Consider the following 16,701-nt stretch of genomic DNA (forward strand, 5'->3'; position numbering starts at 1 on the left):
CTCCTTCTATTTTTTAACGTCTTTTTTATTTAATATTTGATTTAAGATAAGATATAGCCCACAGCCTATCAATGTACCCAATGAATTAAAAATGATATCATCTATATCACTAACTCCGGATCCTAGTACAAACTGTCCACATTCAATAGCGATTGATAAACAAATACCAACCAACATTGTTTTTACTAGAGAATACTTTTTAAATTGCTTTAGACTGGGTAAAATAATTCCTAACGGAACAAACCAAAGAATGTTACCATATAGATTATACACGAAATCGAACAAAGATTGTCCATTTGTCAGTTTAATTGTTTCAATTAACGGTGTCCAATTGATAGAATGAAAATTATAGGTTGAATTCAATCGGATATCCCATGGGAAATAGACATATCTAAATACCGTCAATTCAACTAATAAAACGAGGTACGCAACTAATAATAGCCTTACAAATTCTGTTCTGAAGTTTATTTTTTTCTTTTGATACAACCCTATACTTACTCGAATAACAAGATACACGATTAAGTAAAAAATTGTTTTATCAACACTTAAAAAAATAAGATGGATTAATGGAAAGTGGTTAATACCTTGTGAGTAATGATGTAAAACGTATTCATATAATTTTGATAAAAATAACATTCTTTCAACCTCACCTTCCATCTTCTCCTATATTAACAAATAAAAACATGATATTTTAGTATGTACCATTATTTTTCATGTAAATTTAATAAGTTAAAAATGCATTAACAAAGCTTAGCATCAATTGACACAAATTTAATATAGACTGTAAACTACAGTTACGATTTTAATTTGATTATACTCGAAAGGACGGTTCAAACCGTGCAGACACTCAAACGATTTAGAACATTTCTAAACACAAAGCTTGGATTTTTCACCCTACTTCTGTTTCTTTTCTGGTTAAAAACAATTACTGCATATCTTATTGATTTTAACCTTGGTGTTTCAGGAATTTATCAATACTTTGTCCTTTTGTTAAATCCACTTGGCACAACCATGCTACTACTCGGACTTGCATTATACATTAAAAAACCAGTTATTTCATATTTGACTATGTTTTTAATTTACATTGCGAACTCAGCATTACTATTTTTTAATGTTATTTATTATCGAGAATTTACTGATTTTATGACAATTAATACAATGTTAGGTTATTCTAAAGTTTCTGAAGGTATTAGTGGCAGCTCTTTTGCTTTAATGAAACCACACGATATTTTTTACGTCATTGACTTAGTGCTTATTATTTGCTTATTCTTAACTCGCTATTTAAAATTTAACACTCGACCATTCAGTAAACTTAACGCGTTTGCAATTACATCATTCTCAATAATGCTAACATTGGCAAGTTTAACATTAGGCGAAATTGACCGACCACAATTAATTACGAGAACGTTTGATCGTAATTATATTGTTAAATACTTAGGAATTGATTCATATACCGTCTACGACAGTTTCAAAACAGTTAAAAACAATCGGGTTCGCGATACTGCTGAAAGTTCTGATTTAAATGATGTCCTTGATTTTACAAAGTCACATTATGCAGCACCTAATCCAAATATGTATGGTATCGCAAAAGGTAAAAATGTTATTGTGCTCCATTTAGAAAGTTTTCAACAATTTTTAATTAACTTTAAGGTGAATGGAAAAGAAGTCACACCCTTCTTAAATTCTCTATACAATGGTAAAGAAACTTATAGTTTTCCTAATTTTTTCAATCAAGTCGGACAAGGTAAAACATCTGATGCTGAGAATCTCTTAGAAACAAGTATCTATGGATTACCTCAAGGATCTGTTTTCACATCTCTTGGATCCGAAAATACATTTGAAGCAGCTCCCGCTATCTTAAATCAAACCGCTGGTTATTCTAGTGCTGTTTTCCACGGTAATATTGGATCATTTTGGAACAGAGATTCCGTTTATAAAAGTATGGGATACCAATACTTCTTTGATTCAAGTTATTATGATACGTCTGCAAATAACACTCTAGAATACGGTCTAAAAGATAAGTTATTATTCAATGATTCAGTTAAATATTTAGAAAAATTACAGCAACCTTTTTATGCAAAATTCATTACCGTGTCAAATCATTTCCCATTTGATATTGATTCAAAAAATAAAGACTTTGAAGTTCCAGATACAGGTGATACGTCTGTTAATAATTACTTCCAAACGGCTCATTATTTAGACGAATCAGTTAAAGAATTTTTCACATACTTAAAAAAATCTGGATTATCTAATAATACAATGGTTGTCCTCTATGGTGACCATTACGGTATTTCAAATTCAAGAAATGTGAAGCTTGCTAAACTTCTTGGTAAATCATCCGAAACATGGAGCTCATTTGATAATACACAATTACAACGTGTTCCATTTATGATTAATATTCCTGGAAGTAAAAATGGTGGCATCCAAAATCAATATGGTGGTGAAGTTGATGTCTTACCTACCCTTCTTCACTTATTAGGCCTAGATTCGTCATCATATGTTCAATTTGGGACAGATTTATTTTCTAAGAATCACGATCAGACAGTTGCGTTTAGAAATGAAAACTTCATTACACCTAATTATACTGTTTTAGATTCTACAATTTATGATAATGTAACAGGTAAAGAAGTTACGCACCCTTCTAAAATTGTTAAGGAAACAATAAAGAAAGATCAGACAAAAGTCAGTACCGAACTAAATTTATCGGATACAGTCAATAATCAAAACTTATTACGTTACTATACACCAAAGAATTTTAAGCCAACGCAACCAAGTGACTATAACTATAAGAATCAATATAGTAAATTACTAAAATTACAAGAAACGCTTAAAAACAATTCGACAAGCCTCTATTCAAAACATGGCAATAAGTCGACAACAACCTTATATCAAACAGATGCTCCTGAATTAAAGGCACCAACTGCAAGTTCTTCTTCAAAAACTGTTACAAGTTCAAGTTCAAGTACCAGTTCAAAATAAACGCTACCGAAAAATAAATTTCGGTAACGTTTATTTTTTTATTCTAAACAACTTCACATAATGTTCATAACTATTATTTAAAATTAGTCATATAGATTAATCGAAGAGGTGTCATTATGTCTTTAATTCTACAATCATTATCTAGTATTTTTTATCATAAGAAACAAACAGTTGGGTTATTTATCATATTTTTTTTCACAATACTAATCGGTCTCTCAAACTTATTATTTAATCAAATTTCATTTGAATCATTTAAAAGTTTTAAAAAAATGCTTGCTCATATTAATGTTAATAGTACATCTAGTTCTAATTTACTTAGTGTCTTAACAGATATTCATAAACAACAAGTCAGCCTAATCTACCCTATTATTATTGGGTTATTGATAGCGGGTATTACTATCAGTATTGTTGTTTATAAAAAAATCATCAACAAGCGTATCAACGAATATCTTAGTTTACACAATATCGGCGAAAGTCAGCCTAAAGTCGCATTTGCATTCGCTCTTGAAGTCCTTATTATCTTTATAGCAGCATTAATTTTAGTGATAATTTTAATTTTCTTCTTTAAAAATAACTATACTTCATTGCTGAGAGAACTAAATATTTATTGGCTAACCCATTCATTAGCTATGCAACTTTCTCCCTCAGAAATATCCTCTGAGTTATTAGAATTACTGTCACATAAATTAACCAATTTTAATGGGAATTTTTTAATTTCCTCTACAAACGTACAATTTAGTACATTAATCTCGCAAGAATCATTCATTAATTCTGCATATCTATTTGCTGGCGGTATAACTATTAGCCTTATTTCATTCCTATCTGTCTTATTCTCTACCCGTAACTCATCTCATTAAATTATAGGAGGCATCACAATGCAACTAAAAAAATACACTAATACAACTCAATCATTAACCTCATTATTCCCTACCCATTCGGTTTCAATCATTTTAGATAAATCATTTGAATTCGTAAATCAACTTGAAAATCAAGACTTTATTAATTCAAATTTAGTTACTTTAATCACAATTGAAGAACTAAGCTTAATAGTTCCTTATCTAACTATCACACAAAATATGGGTTTAACATCTAAGAAACAGCACAAAAAAACATATAAAACTATTTCAAAATTAATTTATGGACAATATTTTCACCACTATTCACCGAATTTTATCAACAAAAAAACGACTGATTTAAGTCACTTTGATGAAACACTTATTTTAATTTTTAGAGCTATCTTAAACGATTATTCGGTGATCATTTTATCAGGCTTAATTGATGAATTTTCAATAATAGAAACAAGATTCTTCATTGATTTAGTCACAGAATTAACCTGCCAATTAGATTTAAGCATTATTATCACAACTAAACAGACAGAGTTACTTACTCAACCGCAAATCATTCCCTTTGCAGAATCTCCTATAATAGAATAAACCCTCATTGCATATGCAATAAGGGTTTATTCCAATTATTTTTTATTCTTGTTGCCAATCTTCTGAGTAATAATAATTATTTAAATGATATTTAGGTTTAACTTGTTTTTGAGTCAGGAATGGGTTCACATAACTATCAACCGCAACCCAACCTTTCCAACCTAAATGAATCGTATCTTCCATGAAGTATTCTTCATTACCATCTTTACTGAAATCAGCAATTTTATTAAATCCTTGGGATTTCAATTGCTTTGTAACCTTACCATCAAAGTTAGCTAGCATCTTCGACGATAGTCCAGTATAACTTGCCCAACGTTGGTTTACAGGTGGAATAATAAACAAGACGTCAGTATGTTCTTTAGCAAACTGATTTAAAATTAATTGGAAATCTGAAAATTCAACAGAATGATCATAATTTAATTTAGTCTGTGTACCTGCAAGCTTACCAATTTTTTTGTTAAGCTTATTTTTATCCCAATAACTATTTTTGATTGCAAAATCATTATTGGTTGTCCATTTAGCACCATATTTACCGGCAAGAATATTTAATTTATTTAAATCATATTTTGCTGGAAGGTTCTTAGTTTGTTTGTCGATAGTCTGTGTTCGATCGGCCATCGGAAAACCTGAGAATAATTGATCTTCATGATTCAAAATCGTTAATTTCAAGCGAAGCATCGTAGCATCCGCTTCAGATAACGACTGTCCTTCAGCAATTTTATGCATTGCATTCAGTACAGATTCATTTCCTTCACCAGACATTAAAGTAATAAATCTGTTGGCAGCATAACGATCTGACAGGCTGTTAGCATTTGCAGATAGTAACCACTCTGTTGTTTGTAATGGTGAATAAAAATTATTAAATACCTGCTTTCTTACACCATTAGGAACAAACCATTGTGGTGATACCACCATAACTGCTTTTTTATTTCTTAATTGATTTTTGATACCTTGTAAATAAAAATAATGATTAAGCGATTGTGTCCCACCAGTTCCCATTAAAAATGGACGATATGAACGATTATATTTTTTCGCTAAAACTGAAGGATGCATCGAATCCATCCGTGAAAATTCGGATGAACCGATAAATGCCACATAACCATCATCTAATGCCTTTTGACGAATAGCAGAGCCCTTTAAAATTAAAGTAGATTGCGATACTGCTGCTTTTTCTTCAGTTTTTGCAGAACTGAAATTATAATTGACTGGTGCAAGTAGTATGGCTAATAGTAATGCAACAGCCAAAACAACAGGCCCAATGATCATGAATAACTTCTTTTTCAATCCCATTTAGATCAAGCTTTCTACTTTTGCAATAATTAAATTTGGTGTTGCCCACTCAGAACGTTCAAACTCTGAAATTGGAATATCAACACCTAATTCATTTTGTAATTCTAAGATTAATTGAATTGAACCCATTGAATCTAATAGGCCTTCATCAAAAACATTTAAATCTAAATTATTTCTAACTTCTGCGCTACCTGTTGTCTCTTCTAATATATCTAAAACTTTATCTTTTGTGTTCATATCAATTCTCCTCTAATTATCTATTTTATGAAAAATATAGTTTGTCCAAAAATCCTGAAAAGATTAAGAAACTTAAGCAAACGATGTTAAACGTAATAAAGATTGCAAAAATTTCTGTAAATTTATTACTTGGAATACTGGTTTTATGTTTCTTTTTAAATCTGAGCCATGCATCATTAATGACGATAGCTATCGCATGGAATAGGCCATAGGCAATGTAATACCAAGTAACCCCGTGCCAAAATCCCATGAGTAAGAATAATCCAAAATAACCAACAATAGCTGTTGTTATTCGACTTTTAATTAATTTATGTTTCATCATAAAAAAGACTAATCTCATATAAACAAAATCACGGAACCAGAATGAAAGTGTCATGTGCCAACGATTCCAAAAGTCTTTAATATTGTGTGCGATGAAAGGTCTATTAAAGTTAGGAGGTGTTTCAATTCCCATAAAGTAACTGATACCAACTGCGAATAAACTATAACCAGCAAAATCAAAAAATAAATCCATACTGTACGTGTACATGTAACCAACTAAGGCCCACGATATACCACCGTCTAGTAATGCAATACGTGCGACGTGAGGTAACAGCATCGTACCAAATAGGTATGCTAGTAAAAATTTATATAAGAAACCTAAGAAAATGTAAAATACACCCTTTTGTAACATTTCTAAATATTTTTCTCGACTTGGGACATTTTGATAATCTTTAACAAACCGTCTGTAACGATCGATTGGTCCCGATGAGATAGTTGGGAAAAACAATAAAAATTGTAAGGTTAGCATCAAATCAAATTTCTTAATACTACCATCTCGCGATTCCATAATCATTTGAACCGCTTTAAACGTTAAATAACTAATTCCTAAAAAGCCAATAATTGATGGTATACCATTATTAATGGCTGGTGTTATTTTTACGATGGATAATGGTGCTATCGCTAAAAGGACAGCCATAATAAAAACCCACGTTTGATTATACTTACTACGATAATTCATGTATAAACCGATAAGTAAGACTTCAAAAATTATATAAATAAGTAAATTAAAGCCTTCGTGAAGTTTTGGACCGCCAAATATTAAGAAAATAAAGAGTAATGAAATTAACGTTTCATACAATCTAAATCTTTTACCATTAAGCAAACCAACAATAATTGGAATTAAAACAACAATAAGATATAGAAAGTACATCGGATTGACATAAGGTTGGAATGATACCATTAAGCATTCACCTCATTTATTAGTGTTTTCCGATCAATTTTACCATTTTGCGTTAATGGTAAAACATCAACATAAACAAACTTCTGTGGAATCATATATGACATCATTGTATCTAACAAGTATTTTTTAATTTCAACTGTTAATTCTGAGTCTCGTTCAACTGGATTATCATTTTGAACAACATACGCAATTAATTGAACCACTTTATGATCCTTATTATATTTTGGAATAGTGATTGCTTGTTTTACAAATGGATGCGATGACACATGATGGTCAACTTCTTCTAATTCAATTCGGTAACCATGTAGTTTAACCTGGAAATCAATTCGTCCACGATATAACAACATCCCTTCAGAATTTATGATTGCTGCATCACCAGTTCGATAGGCAGCTACGCCATCCATTTCAAAAAAAGCACTGGCCGTTTTTTCAGGATTGTTAAGATAACCTTTTGAGACACTAGGTCCAGCAATAATTAATTCACCTTCATCACCATTTGGTACTAGTTCATTTTCTGGATTAACTACAACCATCTTTGTATCTGATTTGGCATAACCAATTGGTAATCGTGGGTATTGTTCTAAAATAGCATCAGTAATCTCAACACTCGAAACCGCAACTGTTGCTTCCGTAGGACCATACGTATTAAATATCTTAGCCATTGGGAATCTTTGCTTCAATGCTGCAGCTGTTTTGTGAGTTAATTCTTCACCACAAAATAAGAATCGACTAAGATCTGGTAAATGTTTATCATCAAACGTTGGTTCTAATAAACAAATATCAATAAATGATGGTGTTGAAACCCAAACTTGTAAGTCCAGAGTAGGTAACGTTTGGAAAAGAACTTTGAAATTATCCGTCACTTCTTGAGGTAAAACAGATAACTTACCACCCATAGTTAATGTAGGATACAAGTCCATTACTGATAAATCAAATGAGTATGGTGCCTGAGATAGACTATTGGGATGTTCTGGTAGAGAGAAATCTTCTATCATCCAGTTCACGTAACTTATCAAGTTATCATGACTAATTTGAACCCCTTTTGGCTGTCCAGTCGTACCAGATGTAAAGATAATATAGAAGTTATCTTTACCAGTTACTTGGAAACTAGGATCAGGAACTTCTACCCCTTGATTATTCTCAATAATTTCTGTTAATTCAGTTGATAAAATTACAGGTACATCGAGTTTAACTTCAGGTAATTCTGCTACAGCTATACAAGCGACTGGTTTCGCAACTTCTTGAATTGACTCTAAACGCTCAGCTGGTGAGTGCGAATCAATTGGAATATATGCGTGCCCTGCTTTAACGCTTCCTAAAAAAGCCACTAGCATATTAAATTTTTGATTTCCATATATCATAATTGGACGTTTATTATCTAAATTTAATTCAATCAAATGCAATGCTAATGCATCAGATTTTTCTTTTAACTGTTGATAAGTATTTGTCTCACCCAAATCATTGTAAACAATGCGATTGGGATCGGACATTGCGATCATATCAATTTGATTAATTACATTTTTTATCATGTCTTTGCTCTCCTTTAAAATTCATTATAGATAAACGTACCATTACTTATACCTTTAAATGAATACAGGTAAACTAGCATCGCCAATACAATAAAATAAAAGGCAGTTCGAACGATAAACATAAAAACTTCATTTTCTTTTAAATCATGCCATTTTTGGCTCATATTTATCACATCCCCCTTAGAATGAATATAGTATACACTTTTTTTCCCCCGTTTAGCATTCATCTATGTCATACTAACCTAACAATTTTGTAATATTAAACTTAGTTAATAATCTTATTAACCGCTTTTTAGTGTAACAGAATTACATCTATATCACAAAAAAGAACGATTTCTATTTGTATATAGAAATCATTCTTTAATAATTTTTTAACTATTTATTCATTTTCTTGATTTGGAAACGTCAATGTAAACGTTGTCCCTTTTCCTTCAGTACTCATCACTTCAACTTTTCCGTTATGAAGTTGCATTAATTGATGAACAATTGATAATCCCAATCCTGATTCTCCGTACTTAGTACTCTTACGAGATGGATCTGCCTTGTAGTAACGTTCCCAAATATTTTCTAGCTGGTCTTTTGTCATGCCAATACCTGTATCAGTAATCCTAAAGATACTTTCATGGTAACCACGTTCAGCTGAAATATGAATCGTTCCTGATTGAGTGAATTGAATGGCGTTTTGCGTAATGTTAAAAATAACTTGCACAAATCGATCGTAATCCGCAAAAACCATTAAGTTTTTAGGAACACTTAATTCAATCTTATCGTCGGCTTCTATTGCTTTTTTTGTTAGTTGTTCAACGATGTTATTCAAAACAATAACCGCATCAAAATTACTTGGTGCTAGCGTAATTTGATTTGTCCTAATTTTTTCATAGTCTAAATTTTCATTGACTAATCGGATTAATCGCTTAGTTTCACTTTGCATTAGTTCAATGCTCTTCCCTTTGCTCTCTTCTGGAATTGCATCGTATGCTAGCCCTTCAAGTAGTCCGTTAATAGTTGTCAACGGTGTACGCATTTCGTGTGCAGCGTCAGCCATAAATTGTCTACGACGTTCTTCTTGACGTTTTATTTCTTTCTCTGATTCTTTCAATGAAGAAACCATGCCATCAAAATCTTGTGCCAAATCATCTATTTCATCTCGATGTCTACTTTCGATATGCACATCAAAATTACCATCAGCAACCATTCGAGTTGCACGTCTCAATCGATTAATTCTAGAAACAGAGTATCTCGCTAAAAGATAACTCAAAATAATTCCAGCGATAACAGAGACAATAAACGCAATAACCAAATTCTGAGTCATTTGACTCATATTGGATTGAATATTAGAAACATTGGCTCCAACCGATATAACCGCATATAATTTACCATTATAAAAATAAGGTTTCAAAATATCGGTCATATTAATTGCTTTCATATCTGTTTTTAATTGTCTATTAATATGCGGTGTACGGTGAACAACTTCACCATTTTCCAATTTTTTCCACTGCTCACTTGTAATATTGTCCTGTACCGCATTATCAGGATAGATAATTTTAGATTTTTTAGTATAAATAGTAAATCGAACATTTTGCGTTTTTAAAATTAATTCTGCATTTCTTAAATTATTTAAGTTTAAATTAAATTGCGTTTTTGAATCGGTTGTTTTTAAAACCATTGATTCTGACATTAAACTATCCGAGTAACCTTCCAATTGTGTCCATGTATTTTTATAGACCATATCACTCGTGAAATTTAAAAATAAAGCGCCAAATACAATGACCAATGTAATAATAACCGCGAAGAATGCTAACATTTGCTGATAAAGTAGCTTCATTAGTAACCAGCTCCTGAGTCATCAAATTTATAACCGACACCCCACACCGTTTGAATAACTTGTGGACCCACTTTTTCAATTTTTTGACGTAATTTTTTAATATGTGCATCAACTGTTCGTTCATCACCAAAAAATTCATAATCCCAAACTAATTCCAATAGTTTTTCTCTTGAAAAGACTTGTTTTGGTTTATTGGCCAACGTTTTCAACAAATCAAATTCTTTTGGTGTTAAATCATGAATTAAAACGTCTTGTAAGTATGCTTCTCGACGAGCTGTACTTAATTTAAAGTGAGTTGTGACAATATCAAAACTAGTACTTTCATTTTCTGTTTCATCGTCAGTTCCAACACTTGGTTTTTCTGCCCGGCGGTGAAGGGCCTTAATTCTAGCAATCAATGTTATTGGGCTAAAAGGCTTTGTTACATAATCATCTGCGCCCATTTCTAATCCAAGAACTTGATCACTTTCGGTATCGCGTGCCGTTAAAATAATAATGGGGACATTAGCTGAAACTTTTCGAATCGTAGAACTGACTTGCATGCCATCCATACCAGGCAAATTCAAATCAAGCGTAATCATATCCCAACTATCCGGATCTTCATTAAACATAGCAACAGCATCATTACCATCATAAGCGTACTGAACGTCCCATTTTTCTTTTTGAAAAAACATCGACATCATTTCAGAAACTGCCTTATTATCCTCTACCATCAATAATTTCATATTATTCCTCTTTCATTTCCAATTTAATGAAAATCATAATCTTATCTGCTACTTTGAGCGGTCTTATATTCCATTAGTATAACTAAATAATATGAATATTTTTAGTTTTTTTTCGTAATATATTTTAATACCATCAATTTTAATGTATTGTAACTACTTTTACTGTATTTTAGTAGCTGATGAACTGCTTACCTGGCTTGTACTACTACTAATAGCACTTGATTCTGAACTGCTTACGGCTGTATCTGATGACGCGTCGGCTTCTAAACTAGAGCTTGTTTCATCCGTTGAACTTGATTCTTCTACAGAACTTGCCTTTGCCTCCTGGCTTGATGCGCTGGATGACTTTTTACTTGCTCCCGAGTAAATTTTATTTGCTGAAGTTCCCTTATAACTTTGGTGTTGGATAATTACCTTTAATTTATCTGTTCGCTTAAGTAAGTTTCCTTCACTCGGCTCCGATAATATCATGTTTTTCCCAGACCATTTCTGTACAAATACAATTTCTATATGGTTTTTGTTGGCCCACTTTTGCGCTTCCGATTGAGATCCAAATTTAGGAACTTTTATATAAATTTCAGCTTGTTTCTTATCTTCAGCCTGTTTTTTTAATGCATGAGATAAAGTTTCTTCAAGTGAAACCAACTTTTTATCGGCTTGTTTCTTATCTGAAAGATCTTTTTTATAATCATCAAATACCTGATACTGCTCTGTCTGTGTGGCTAAATCTTTAGCTATCACTTCTTCAATTTGATTTAAAAAGGCAAGATTATTCCATGAATAGTGTAATTTACTGACAGCATTCGTATAGTCATCTATTTGCTGACTTGTACTTTTTTTCAAGATTTCTACATTACCTGACAAAGGGTCATACGTGGCTGTCTTCATGGCAATGGACATTACACCGTTTATTGCTATTGCATCTTTTGCCAAATTTTTTTGTAGTGTATAAATTCGATTGGCAAATTGATCTTTATTTGAAGAATTAATCAATAACTGATTAATGTACCCAAATTGTTCATTATTCAATTTTTGAATCGTTCCAGGGGTCACATTTACTTTAACTGTTTGTTCATCATCCTTAACAAATACATCTTGGTATAATGAATTCACTTTCACTTTTTTTAATAAATTATCATATTTTGTCTGGTAATCAGCACGTGAATTCTTAGAAATATTTGATAATGTATCATCTAATTTTTTCATTTCACTTGAAGTTGCTTTAGTCGTTAACTCCTCTGTTTTAATGTTGTAACTATCTGCATAAATTTCATTAAACTTTTGTTTTGCTTCTTTAGACTTAACATTAGAGTCGTAGAGTGAGTCTGGCGTTTGATTTGCCATTGTTAATTTTGAATTATCATTTTTGGACCAATCAAGACTAATTTGATACCGATTGATAACCGTATAGACGCTCCAAATACTCAAGCTAACCGCAATAAACAACAAAATACGATACGCCCACTTTAAAAATTGTCGTATCGATTTATGACTAGCTTGTTCTGGTTTAAAATCTGCTTTATTTTCTCGGTTAACAGTTTTTTTTCCTGTTTGCTTTGTCCCTCTTGATCTCGGTTCCATTTTTATTCACCCTCTAACGTCTCTTTAGCCGCCTTAATGCCATCATTAGCCTTGTCTAATTTTTTCTGAACATTATTTAATTTTTTCTGAGTTGACTGCTCCCATGAACCAATTTTATATGCTTCAGGTTTCTTGTGATATGAAGGATCCTCTAATTTTATTTTTAACGTGTCCTCAGCAATCTTTTTAGACAAATACGTTTTATATATTTTAGCTTTTTTTACATCAATTTTTTCTGGCTCTTTAACGCCTAACGTTACTACTTTATCGTTAGGTTCATATTGAGCTGCAAGACCAGTTCCTGACAATTGTATAACAGTTGATGGTTTTGTCCACTCACTATTATCAGCATTCTTTTCTTTTGAAAAATGTACCATTAGGTCACGATATAAATTAACATTTGTCATTGCAGATGCAGCATCAGTAATATAATGTCCTTTTTTCATTGGTTCATCATACCCTAACCACATCGAAATAGAAGTTGATTTAGTGAACCCATTCATCCAGACATCCATATTTGCATTCGCTGGAAATCCCGATGAAGCAGAATAACCGACGGTCCCTGTCTTCATTGCCTGATGAACATTATCAATTCTTGCAGAAGGCGCTGTCCCACCGGCATTAGGTACGCCTTCCATCATTGACGTTAGCATAAATGCTGTTGAGGCCTTCATAGCACGTTTACTATTTACCTCATATTTTTTAACACTATTATCTGAAAATTTTAGACTTGTGACGTAACGAGCCGCATGATAGGTTCCGCCATTTGAAACGGTGCCATATGCTGTCGCCATTTGTTCGGTAGAAACATCGAGTCCAATAGCCTGCGACCCCGCAGGTGCATTATTTTGAGCCATCCCTACTTGTGCTAAAAATTGGCTAGCCTTCGCACTCCCAACAGTATTTAACGTTCTAATTGCTGGTGTATTAGCCGAAACTCGTAATGCGTTTTGCATCGTTATTGATTTATAACTCACTTTATCAAAATTCTGAGCAACAAGATTAGTTCCCGGATAAGTATATGAAGTGCCATCTAAGGCATGTGTGGTTGCCCACCCAAAGTATTCAATAGCAGGGCCATAATCTAATAGTGGCTTAATTCCTGATCCTGACGAACGCTGCGTAGAAATTGCCCGATTATAACTGAAGGCAGTTTTTTGATGACGTCCACCATATTGAGCAACAATATTCCCCGTTTTAGGATCTGTAATTGTAATTGCAGATTGTTCTGCTGAATTTTGATAATATTTTTTATTATCAGCTAATTTTTTAACAGTCGCATTTTGCTTTGAATCAAGCGCTGTTGTAATTTGTAATGGAGTTTTAGCTAAATCGTACCCTTTATCGCTAACTTGTTCTAAGGCAGAAGTAACATAAGCATTATTTTCAAGAATTTTTTTTGTAACAGAATTTTCCATCCAATGGCGTTTCTGTAAATCTTTTGTCACTGATTCTGCGACAGCAATTTTATATTGTTTCTTTGTAATTACCTTATTCTCAAGCCCTGTTTTTAATATTATATTTCGGCGTGTTTGAACGGCTTTAGGGTTTGAATATAAATTATAGGTAGAAGGGGCTTGGCCCAATCCAGCTATAATTGCCTGTTGACTAATACTCAATTGTTTTAAAGTTTTACCAAAATACGTTTCTGAAATGGTCTGTGCCCCATATGATCCTTCGCCTAGACTCATTTTATTAACATAAAACTCTAAAATCTGTTTCTTACTATAATTATGGTATAACTGTTGCGCTAAGAAAAATTCTTTTATTTTCCGGTCTACAGTCCGATCTTTATTACTCGTTGAAAAAACAGTTAATTTAATTAACTGTTGCTCAATACTTGATCCACCTCGAGCTGACCCTTTACCTACAGCTGATTTAATGGAAGAAAGTCCCGCATTAAATAAGCCGGAGGGCGAAAATCCCGCGTCTTTGTAAAATGTTTGATCTTCTGTTGCTAATAACAGATTACTATATGTTTCAGGAATGTCTTTTGACTTAACATAAACTCGTTTATTCAGCGCTGAAGACCAAATTAACTGGCCATCTTTATCATACATATTTGAACTGGCATCAGATATTAATTCCTGACTTGTAACTGTTGGCACGGACTTAATAACTGTCGCAATATAAATACTTATCGTCGTAACTCCTAATAAAAATAAAACACCAAATATTGCAATAACTCTAAAAATCCACGGATGCCGATGACGCCATCTTTCTTTATCTTTCTTATTTTGTTTTACCATTATGCCATCCCCGATTCTGTGACACGAGTCACATCTCTTGCCATGACATTATTTATTATTTTTTCTATGTATAAATCTAAATTTCCCAATTTATTACCAACTAACAAAACGTAACCCCCTACTACTTTTCTTAACAATACAAAATCTGACTAATCCATTTCGATAATTGTATTGTAATCCTCTAACTATGTAAATTTTTATATCGTTCACAATTGATAACGTTCATATAAGTATTAAATCCTCATTTAACCGTGAGTCATCCCCATTTATATATGTTAAATATAACAATCATAATGACTATATACAAGCGCTAAACTGGATGTTTAAGTTAAGACTTGTATAACTTCTACCTCGTACGTTAAACTAGAGTAATTAAATAAAGAAAGTTTGGGGTTAATATGAAAAACAAAAAAATGATTGGTTTAATTGCAGTAATTATTATCATTATTCTTGGGGGAATTGGGTTCTTCTTCTACCATCAAAATGCAGAAACAACAAATGATACGGAAACTACTACTTCTTCATCAAGTGTAGCGTCAAACGTTGAACTACCACAACTTAGTTCAAAAGTAACAAAAAAAGAAGCTGTCGTAGATATTCAGACAACAAAGGGAAATATCAAAATCAAATTATTCCCGGAATATGCACCAAAAGCTGTGAAGAATTTTATTACTCATAGTAAAAAAGGGTACTATAATAATACCCTCTTCCATCGTGTTATTAACGAATTTATGATTCAAGGTGGCGATCCTAAAGGGGATGGTACTGGTGGCGAAAGTATTTATGGTCATACATTCGGTGCTGAAATTTCAAGTAACCTTTACCACATCCGTGGTGCTTTAGCGATGGCACAAACGTCAGAACCTGATTCAATTGGTAGTCAATTCTACATTGTTCAAAATAACCAAGATGTAAGTACCAGTGCTGATATTAAAGATGGCACACCGTCAAAAATTATTGATGCATACAAAAATGGTGGCACACCTTCACTTGATGGTACTTATACTGTCTTTGGTCAAGTTATCAAAGGGATGGATGTTGTTGATAAAATTGCCGCAGTTGCAGTTAATTCAAGTGATAAACCTACAACTAATGTTAAAGTTAAAACAATTAAAGTCCTCCAAGAGACAAAATAATCAGTTCAAATCTGCAGTCTCTTATAAAGTAACTATGTTACTATGAAGATACTAATAAAGGGAGGTTTTATAGATGTCAGATAAAATTCTAGTCGTTACAACGGAAAGTATTCCGGGTAGAGAATATGAAGTAATTGGGGAAGTTTTTGGCCTTACAACACAATCTAAAAATGTTATCAAAAACATTGGTGCCAGTCTTAAAAATATTGTCGGTGGCGAAATTAAGGCCTACACAGAAATGATGGCTGAATCAAGAGATACTGCTATTGATCGTTTACGCGACAATGCAGTAAGCATGGGTGCTGATGCAGTTGTTATGATGCGTTTTGATTCCGGTTCAATTGGTCAAGATATGCAATCAGTTGCCGCATATGGTACCGCAGTTCGATACATTAAATAATGAAAAAAAGTTTCAACAATGTACTAGGCCCTGTCAAGTTGACGGATGAAATAATATAAAATTTAATATGTTTCTAAATGGCTTTATCCCAGTAT

Annotated in this window: 15 protein-coding genes; 5 read left to right on the forward strand and 10 right to left on the reverse strand. The window is 32.5% G+C overall.

What is annotated here, in order from left to right:
- Positions 1–6: 6 nt before the first annotated feature.
- Positions 7–636 carry a VanZ family protein gene (locus tag AC1RPV_RS07135; protein ID WP_481761925.1) on the reverse strand — a complete coding sequence of 210 codons (630 nt, stop codon included), beginning with the start codon at positions 634–636 and terminating at the stop codon, positions 7–9.
- Positions 637–1,068: 432 nt separating this feature from the next.
- Here AC1RPV_RS07135 and AC1RPV_RS07140 point away from each other — a divergent pair, with 432 nt between their 5' ends.
- The 3 genes from AC1RPV_RS07140 to AC1RPV_RS07150 all read left to right on the forward strand — a co-directional run bounded on the left by AC1RPV_RS07140 (position 1,069) and on the right by AC1RPV_RS07150 (position 4,412).
- Positions 1,069–2,979, forward strand: coding sequence for an LTA synthase family protein (locus AC1RPV_RS07140; protein ID WP_481761938.1), 1,911 nt, complete (start codon positions 1,069–1,071; stop codon positions 2,977–2,979).
- 116 nt (positions 2,980–3,095) lie between these two features.
- A complete protein-coding gene (locus AC1RPV_RS07145) occupies positions 3,096–3,836 on the forward strand; it encodes a hypothetical protein (protein WP_481761926.1) in 741 nt (246 codons plus the stop codon).
- A gap of 18 nt (positions 3,837–3,854) precedes the next feature.
- Positions 3,855–4,412: a hypothetical protein gene (locus AC1RPV_RS07150; RefSeq protein ID WP_481761927.1), complete on the forward strand. Its 558-nt coding sequence runs from the start codon at positions 3,855–3,857 to the stop codon at positions 4,410–4,412.
- Between the two features lie 42 nt (positions 4,413–4,454).
- Here the strand turns inward: AC1RPV_RS07150 and dltD are convergent, their stop codons facing one another.
- The 9 genes from dltD to AC1RPV_RS07195 form a co-directional block, all read right to left on the reverse strand.
- Positions 4,455–5,678 carry a D-alanyl-lipoteichoic acid biosynthesis protein DltD gene (dltD, locus tag AC1RPV_RS07155; RefSeq protein ID WP_481761928.1) on the reverse strand — a complete coding sequence of 408 codons (1,224 nt, stop codon included), beginning with the start codon at positions 5,676–5,678 and terminating at the stop codon, positions 4,455–4,457.
- Between the two features lie 24 nt (positions 5,679–5,702).
- Positions 5,703–5,939 carry a D-alanine--poly(phosphoribitol) ligase subunit DltC gene (dltC, locus tag AC1RPV_RS07160; protein ID WP_481761929.1) on the reverse strand — a complete coding sequence of 79 codons (237 nt, stop codon included), beginning with the start codon at positions 5,937–5,939 and terminating at the stop codon, positions 5,703–5,705.
- A 25-nt stretch (positions 5,940–5,964) separates the two neighbouring features.
- Positions 5,965–7,161 (reverse strand): D-alanyl-lipoteichoic acid biosynthesis protein DltB, encoded by a 1,197-nt coding sequence (gene dltB / locus AC1RPV_RS07165; RefSeq protein ID WP_481761930.1) that lies wholly within the window; start codon positions 7,159–7,161, stop codon positions 5,965–5,967.
- Positions 7,161–8,690: a D-alanine--poly(phosphoribitol) ligase subunit DltA gene (gene dltA / locus AC1RPV_RS07170; protein ID WP_481761931.1), complete on the reverse strand. Its 1,530-nt coding sequence runs from the start codon at positions 8,688–8,690 to the stop codon at positions 7,161–7,163. The genes dltB and dltA overlap by 1 nt, the downstream gene beginning before the upstream one ends.
- Before the next feature lie 14 nt (positions 8,691–8,704).
- The gene (locus AC1RPV_RS07175) at positions 8,705–8,854 is read right to left on the reverse strand and encodes a teichoic acid D-Ala incorporation-associated protein DltX (RefSeq protein ID WP_409022273.1); all 150 of its coding nucleotides are present in this window, start codon (positions 8,852–8,854) and stop codon (positions 8,705–8,707) included.
- A gap of 215 nt (positions 8,855–9,069) precedes the next feature.
- Positions 9,070–10,515 carry a sensor histidine kinase gene (locus tag AC1RPV_RS07180; RefSeq protein WP_481761933.1) on the reverse strand — a complete coding sequence of 482 codons (1,446 nt, stop codon included), beginning with the start codon at positions 10,513–10,515 and terminating at the stop codon, positions 9,070–9,072.
- Positions 10,515–11,240, reverse strand: coding sequence for a response regulator transcription factor (locus AC1RPV_RS07185; protein ID WP_481761934.1), 726 nt, complete (start codon positions 11,238–11,240; stop codon positions 10,515–10,517). The genes AC1RPV_RS07180 and AC1RPV_RS07185 overlap by 1 nt, the downstream gene beginning before the upstream one ends.
- 159 nt (positions 11,241–11,399) lie before the next feature.
- Entirely contained in the window at positions 11,400–12,821 is a 1,422-nt protein-coding gene (locus AC1RPV_RS07190; protein WP_481761935.1) for a hypothetical protein, read from the reverse strand.
- A gap of 2 nt (positions 12,822–12,823) precedes the next feature.
- Complete coding sequence (locus AC1RPV_RS07195) at positions 12,824–15,070, reverse strand: transglycosylase domain-containing protein (RefSeq protein ID WP_481761936.1); 2,247 nt, start codon at positions 15,068–15,070, stop codon at positions 12,824–12,826.
- A 398-nt stretch (positions 15,071–15,468) separates the two neighbouring features.
- Here AC1RPV_RS07195 and AC1RPV_RS07200 point away from each other — a divergent pair, with 398 nt between their 5' ends.
- The gene (locus tag AC1RPV_RS07200) at positions 15,469–16,206 is read left to right on the forward strand and encodes a peptidylprolyl isomerase (RefSeq protein ID WP_481761937.1); all 738 of its coding nucleotides are present in this window, start codon (positions 15,469–15,471) and stop codon (positions 16,204–16,206) included.
- 73 nt (positions 16,207–16,279) lie between these two features.
- The gene (locus AC1RPV_RS07205) at positions 16,280–16,606 is read left to right on the forward strand and encodes a heavy metal-binding domain-containing protein (protein ID WP_409022267.1); all 327 of its coding nucleotides are present in this window, start codon (positions 16,280–16,282) and stop codon (positions 16,604–16,606) included.
- Positions 16,607–16,701 lie beyond the last annotated feature (95 nt).

Source organism: Dellaglioa sp. CoH-55-MRSF-9, assembly GCF_056782155.1.

What these genes read in the sequence shown, in the direction of transcription:
- AC1RPV_RS07135 (WP_481761925.1), bottom strand. Translation starts at nt 636, where the DNA reads ATGTTATTTTTATCAAAATTATATGAATACGTTTTACATCATTACTCA.
- AC1RPV_RS07140 (WP_481761938.1), top strand. Translation starts at nt 1,069, where the DNA reads ATGTTTTTAATTTACATTGCGAACTCAGCATTACTATTTTTTAATGTT.
- AC1RPV_RS07145 (WP_481761926.1), top strand. Translation starts at nt 3,096, where the DNA reads ATGTCTTTAATTCTACAATCATTATCTAGTATTTTTTATCATAAGAAA.
- AC1RPV_RS07150 (WP_481761927.1), top strand. Translation starts at nt 3,855, where the DNA reads ATGCAACTAAAAAAATACACTAATACAACTCAATCATTAACCTCATTA.
- dltD (WP_481761928.1), bottom strand. Translation starts at nt 5,678, where the DNA reads ATGATCATTGGGCCTGTTGTTTTGGCTGTTGCATTACTATTAGCCATA.
- dltC (WP_481761929.1), bottom strand. Translation starts at nt 5,939, where the DNA reads ATGAACACAAAAGATAAAGTTTTAGATATATTAGAAGAGACAACAGGT.
- dltB (WP_481761930.1), bottom strand. Translation starts at nt 7,161, where the DNA reads ATGGTATCATTCCAACCTTATGTCAATCCGATGTACTTTCTATATCTT.
- dltA (WP_481761931.1), bottom strand. Translation starts at nt 8,690, where the DNA reads ATGATAAAAAATGTAATTAATCAAATTGATATGATCGCAATGTCCGAT.
- AC1RPV_RS07175 (WP_409022273.1), bottom strand. Translation starts at nt 8,854, where the DNA reads ATGAGCCAAAAATGGCATGATTTAAAAGAAAATGAAGTTTTTATGTTT.
- AC1RPV_RS07180 (WP_481761933.1), bottom strand. Translation starts at nt 10,515, where the DNA reads ATGAAGCTACTTTATCAGCAAATGTTAGCATTCTTCGCGGTTATTATT.
- AC1RPV_RS07185 (WP_481761934.1), bottom strand. Translation starts at nt 11,240, where the DNA reads ATGAAATTATTGATGGTAGAGGATAATAAGGCAGTTTCTGAAATGATG.
- AC1RPV_RS07190 (WP_481761935.1), bottom strand. Translation starts at nt 12,821, where the DNA reads ATGGAACCGAGATCAAGAGGGACAAAGCAAACAGGAAAAAAAACTGTT.
- AC1RPV_RS07195 (WP_481761936.1), bottom strand. Translation starts at nt 15,070, where the DNA reads ATGGTAAAACAAAATAAGAAAGATAAAGAAAGATGGCGTCATCGGCAT.
- AC1RPV_RS07200 (WP_481761937.1), top strand. Translation starts at nt 15,469, where the DNA reads ATGAAAAACAAAAAAATGATTGGTTTAATTGCAGTAATTATTATCATT.
- AC1RPV_RS07205 (WP_409022267.1), top strand. Translation starts at nt 16,280, where the DNA reads ATGTCAGATAAAATTCTAGTCGTTACAACGGAAAGTATTCCGGGTAGA.